The sequence below is a fragment of the Pseudoalteromonas sp. PSi26 genome, assembly GCF_054960575.1.
Genome location: NZ_JBHNYT010000030.1, coordinates 1 through 4,584, shown reverse-complemented (window position 1 = coordinate 4,584; position 4,584 = coordinate 1). Strand labels below are relative to the sequence as shown.

The following is a 4,584-nucleotide window of genomic DNA, read 5'->3' as shown; positions in this document are numbered from 1 at the left end:
GTGCTTAAACGGACAAAAAACAGTTGGCTTTTTGCTCGTTCCTCGCTAATTTTAGCCAACAATTTTTTGCGCGCTTAGCAAGGCGTTATGTGGCTTCCAGCATTCAAAAATTAATTGTTGTTTTAGTTTGGTTAAGGTTTTAAAGTAAGTCGCATAAATCAGGTGTTAAACTTTTAAATTCAGGGATTGAATTCACATCATGTATTCTTTTCTTTATTAAATTTTCAGGTTTAATTAATCAATTCACGTTGTGTGTTTTTCTTAAGTTTTTTGGTAAAAGCGGTAAACCGCCCAAGTTTAGGTTTTACACATAACAAGTTGCTCAACAGGACAAAATACAGTTTGCTTGGCTCGTACCTCGCCAATTTTAGCAAACGGTATTTTGCCCATTAGCAAAGCGTTAGGTTGCACATGAAATTCGAGACTTGGTCAACTCCGTTTGAAAACGGAACAATTTGGTTAGTTGACTTATCATGGGGAACAAAAACATGGTCCCTTGAAAAGCCAGACGGTTCGAAATATGAAATCAGTGGGTCTGAAATCCATTCAGATTGTGATCTAATTGCCCGCATTTTCCATGAAGATACGGAAACTCTGTACAAAGTTTACTATAGCGTAGTTAACGGTTTTCGTTGTTTAGACGAACATGGTCTAACTGAGATATGGAATAACAACAGGCCACAAATGAACACTTTCTTAGTAAAAAATCATGGTTGGCATAATGAAAGTCCCTTAACATTCTTCATGGGCAATCAAGACGAGTGGTCGCATATTCTCGTCACCAACGATGAATGTTTAGAGGTAGTATGCCAAGAATCCCCAAAAATACTAAAGGTGGGGCATGTACCTCTTAAAAAGAATGCAACCTAACAACTCAATAAACTCACTCACTTCGTTCGCTGGGACGCATACACGCGGGGCGGCTGCGCCATTATGCCCCACATGTCTGCGCCCGTTATTGAAAAGTTAGTTTTTCAAGGAGGAATTAGGTTTGAATAACATTTTTGCCTACACAGGGATCGTTGCTTCGATTTGGATTGTGTTAGGTATTTATATTGCTTCTCGCTTCTATCCAAACTACAGCCATTCAAAACAGTTCTGTAGTGAACTCGGCGCTTTTGGTAGCCCTACTCAAAAATTGTCGCCTGCAATAAACAATTACCCTTTAGGTGCGCTGTTCGTTCTTTTTGGGTGCTACTTAATTATTTCCTATCAGTCTCATGTACCAACTGTAGTAATAGGCGCTATGGTTATCGTTCATGGTATATGTACTTGGATTTGCGGCTACTTCCCGATGGATGCCGACGCATATACAAAGTCGCCCTCCCGAAGTTGCAAGATACACACGTGGTCAGGTTTAATTATGCTCCTTTCATTCATCGTTGCACCGCTGATAGTTACTTTTTCTAGTTTTTATCCTGTACCACTTCGGTATCTTTCCGCCTTTTGTATTTTGGGCTGCTTTTATTTTTCATTTAAATTAGCAAAAGCACTCGAACTTAGAAGTGTCCCCGGTCTTCACCAGCGGCTTAGTTATGGCTTTCAAATACTGTGGTTGTTCATTTATTCAACCTTCGTGGTAGCATAAAAACTAACAAACGCATTAACACTCGCTTCGCTCGCTAGGGACAAATATACGTAGGCTCCCCTCGCGTTGCTCGGTATTTTAGCCTACGTATATTTGCTCGGTATTTTAGCCTACGTATATTTGCCCGTTATGCGGGTGTTAGGTGCTAAAAGGAAAAATTATGAAATCATGGAATGAATTAACTAATCTACAACGCGCAGTTATCGGTATCGCAATGGTTGTTGCGGCGGCAGTTTTGCCAGAGATAGCCTTCTTAGTTCAATTAGGTGGTATGGAAGTCGCATTTGCTCTCGTTTTTGCTAGCCTAGCTCCCATCATTTCTTGGTTCTCAACAAAATACCAAGCAATTAAAGAATGTTTGCAAACCTCAATAGTGGCTTTTAGGCATAGTGCATCTGCTAAACCTTCCGTTTTCTTCGTACAAGCTTCTTTTTGTGCCGTCGCACTTCTATTTACAAGTTCGGGCTTTTTGGCTTTTTACTTTTTTATGCCTAGTATGCTGCTAAATGGGGTCTTGGCGTGAGCGCACCTAACAACCCAATAAACTCACTCACTACGTTCGCTGGGACGCATACACGTGGGGCGGCTGCGCCATTATGCCCCACATGTCTGCGCCCGTTATTGGAAAGTTATGTTTAGAAGGAGGTTTTATGGAAGCACCATGGAACGGTGAAAAAGTTAGTTTGTTTATTAGAATTTTGGCAATAATATTTATTATTTGTGGGCTTATTGCTTTTTGTAGCTTGTTATTTGCACTTTTTGAACGCGGTAATGTCAATTTTGATAACCTAGGTTTTAGGGATGTATTCGGTATGTTATCAGCTCCTTATTGCTTTCTATTATTTTTAAAAGTTGCGGTAACAGGTCATGCACCCAAATCATGGATTCCATGGAAGTAGTGTAAACATAAAACGGCGTTATGTGTTTAGGATTGTTCACAGTAAATTCACGGATTAGGAGTCCAAAATGAAATTTAATAATAAACTCAATCGATCACAACTTGGTGCTTTAACCTTATGTTTAGGTACTTCATTTGGTATGTCTATTTTTGTTGGCAGTTCATCGCCATTCATAGGGTTAATGCTTGGTACAATTACCATCGGTGTTTATGTCATGATTGTCACTGGAAAGTGGAGTGCAAAAAACACATAACGAGCAAATTAACAGGACAAAAAACAGTTGGTTTTGCTCCTGCGTCGCTATTTTAACCAACTATTTTTTGCCCGTTATTTGGGCGTTATGTGCCATTCAGGCTCGGAGTACAAAATCAAAAAGTTGGCTTTCATAATAATACTATTCTTCTCATATGTTTTTATGCTTGAAGTATATGTCCAGAAAACCACAACATGGGACGGTTACTGTGAACATAAAGTGGAAATGGGTATGTTCACCTTTTATCGAGAAAGTGTAAAAGCTGAACCAATTGAGCATTGTAAGTCGGGCCTTCTTTGGAAAGGTCTAGCTATTTCTATTTTAAGCACATTAATTACCATCGTATTGATTTGGTTTTCGTGGAAACGGCTAATAATCAGGCCGATAGTTAAATAGCATTCAGCACATAACAAGTCGATAAAGTCAGAAGGACAAAAATCTATTGGCTTGTCACTCGTACCTCGCTAAAGTATAACCAATTGATTTTTGCCTCTTATCGAGGCGTTAGGGCTCAAGGAGAATTTGGTGTATCGTTTAGCGTTTTTTATTTCTTTTATACTTTTTAGTGCTAACACCCTTGCTTGCAGTTGTGCAGAACAACCACCTTCTGTGCATTTCAGTAACGCTAGTAATGTGCTAAATGGACGTATTATGAAGTTGGAGATTTTATTTGATAAAGAGAATAGACCTTATCAAAAAATCACTTTAGACAATAAAAGTATGCTTAAGGGCAATTACACAAAAGTCATATATTCCGCAATGGACGTTAATGCATGTCACGGAATGTCTTTTTCATTGGGGAAAGAGTATGTTGCTTTTACAGACGACTCTAATTGGATAACGGGTTATTGTGGTGGTACTCAATTAATTTGGGCTAACCTCGATTTTAGTAAAGAGTTTTTAAAATCTATTCGAGCATTAAGCCCTAACAAGCAAATCAACAAGGACTAAAAACAGTTGGCTTGCCTCACTTCGCTCGTTATTATAGCCAACAATTTTAGCCTGTTATTTGGGCGTTATATGCCAAGGAAAGCAGAGTGAAATCGATAATTACACAGGTGATCGTAGTAGCGCTGATATCAGTAGCTTTGTTTATGTCTATCCCCCCAGTTCCATCAGTAGAAACTGGTCATGGTTATGATGTATTTCCGCGTTCGTCTCTTTGGATTGGTTTGATTTTTATATTACTAGCAGCAGCACTTGCTATAAAAATTTTAAACTTTCCTAAAACATTCTGGATATTATTATCAATTGTCTATGTAGTGTTTTCATTTGGTGTGCATTTGAGAGTTTGGGTGTAATGGCATATAACAAGTCACTGAAAAAGATAAACAGTGTTGTCCAATTTCTTGCAAACGACGCAACAAAATGGCCAACTTACTGTTTTACTTATTAGTGAAGCGTTATGTTTCTAGGTAGGTTTCGAGTATGGCGTGTTATTTAAGAGTTTATGGTGATGAGTTAAATGTAAAAGAGCTTATTGAAACCCTTGAAGTTAACCCATCAAAAGTCTGGGAAAAAGGCTTGCCTCGCTTCAAAAGTAACCCTAAGAAACTTAATAAAAACTCTGGGTTTAATATTGAGATTAGCGATGCTGAATGGAATCAATTTGAAAAGCAAAAGGAGGTGGTAATTGAGTACTTGGAAAATCACAAAACTACATTGTCATCTGTCATTTCATACTCAGGCGTTGAAGGCGGCTATTTAGATTTTGGAATTGAGTGGAGAAACGAGGCAGTACAAAGTGATTCATTTCCACCAATTCTAATTAAATTAGCAGGTCAAATTGGTTTGGGTATTGAGCTAAGTCAATATCCACCTGACGATGAAGATGAATAGAAACA

Annotated in this window: 8 protein-coding genes; all 8 read left to right on the top strand. The window is 38.4% G+C overall.

The features are described from left to right. Positions 1-411: 411 nt before the first annotated feature. The 8 genes from ACFI34_RS18660 to ACFI34_RS18625 all read left to right on the top strand — a co-directional run bounded on the left by ACFI34_RS18660 (position 412) and on the right by ACFI34_RS18625 (position 4,579). Positions 412-870 carry a hypothetical protein gene (locus ACFI34_RS18660; protein ID WP_462674580.1) on the top strand — a complete coding sequence of 153 codons (459 nt, stop codon included), beginning with the start codon at positions 412-414 and terminating at the stop codon, positions 868-870. A gap of 121 nt (positions 871-991) precedes the next feature. Then, a complete protein-coding gene (locus ACFI34_RS18655; RefSeq protein ID WP_462674579.1) occupies positions 992-1,588 on the top strand; it encodes a DUF998 domain-containing protein in 597 nt (198 codons plus the stop codon). Positions 1,589-1,748: 160 nt separating this feature from the next. Further along, positions 1,749-2,111 (top strand): hypothetical protein, encoded by a 363-nt coding sequence (locus tag ACFI34_RS18650; RefSeq protein WP_462674578.1) that lies wholly within the window; start codon positions 1,749-1,751, stop codon positions 2,109-2,111. A gap of 127 nt (positions 2,112-2,238) precedes the next feature. Next, the gene (locus tag ACFI34_RS18645; protein ID WP_010557819.1) at positions 2,239-2,487 is read left to right on the top strand and encodes a hypothetical protein; all 249 of its coding nucleotides are present in this window, start codon (positions 2,239-2,241) and stop codon (positions 2,485-2,487) included. Positions 2,488-2,554: 67 nt separating this feature from the next. Further along, positions 2,555-2,740: a hypothetical protein gene (locus ACFI34_RS18640; RefSeq protein WP_462674577.1), complete on the top strand. Its 186-nt coding sequence runs from the start codon at positions 2,555-2,557 to the stop codon at positions 2,738-2,740. Between the two features lie 525 nt (positions 2,741-3,265). After that, entirely contained in the window at positions 3,266-3,691 is a 426-nt protein-coding gene (locus ACFI34_RS18635; protein WP_010557088.1) for a hypothetical protein, read from the top strand. Between the two features lie 86 nt (positions 3,692-3,777). Beyond that, positions 3,778-4,041 (top strand): hypothetical protein, encoded by a 264-nt coding sequence (locus ACFI34_RS18630; RefSeq protein WP_462674576.1) that lies wholly within the window; start codon positions 3,778-3,780, stop codon positions 4,039-4,041. Between the two features lie 127 nt (positions 4,042-4,168). Next, positions 4,169-4,579 (top strand): DUF4279 domain-containing protein, encoded by a 411-nt coding sequence (locus ACFI34_RS18625; RefSeq protein ID WP_462674575.1) that lies wholly within the window; start codon positions 4,169-4,171, stop codon positions 4,577-4,579. Positions 4,580-4,584 lie beyond the last annotated feature (5 nt).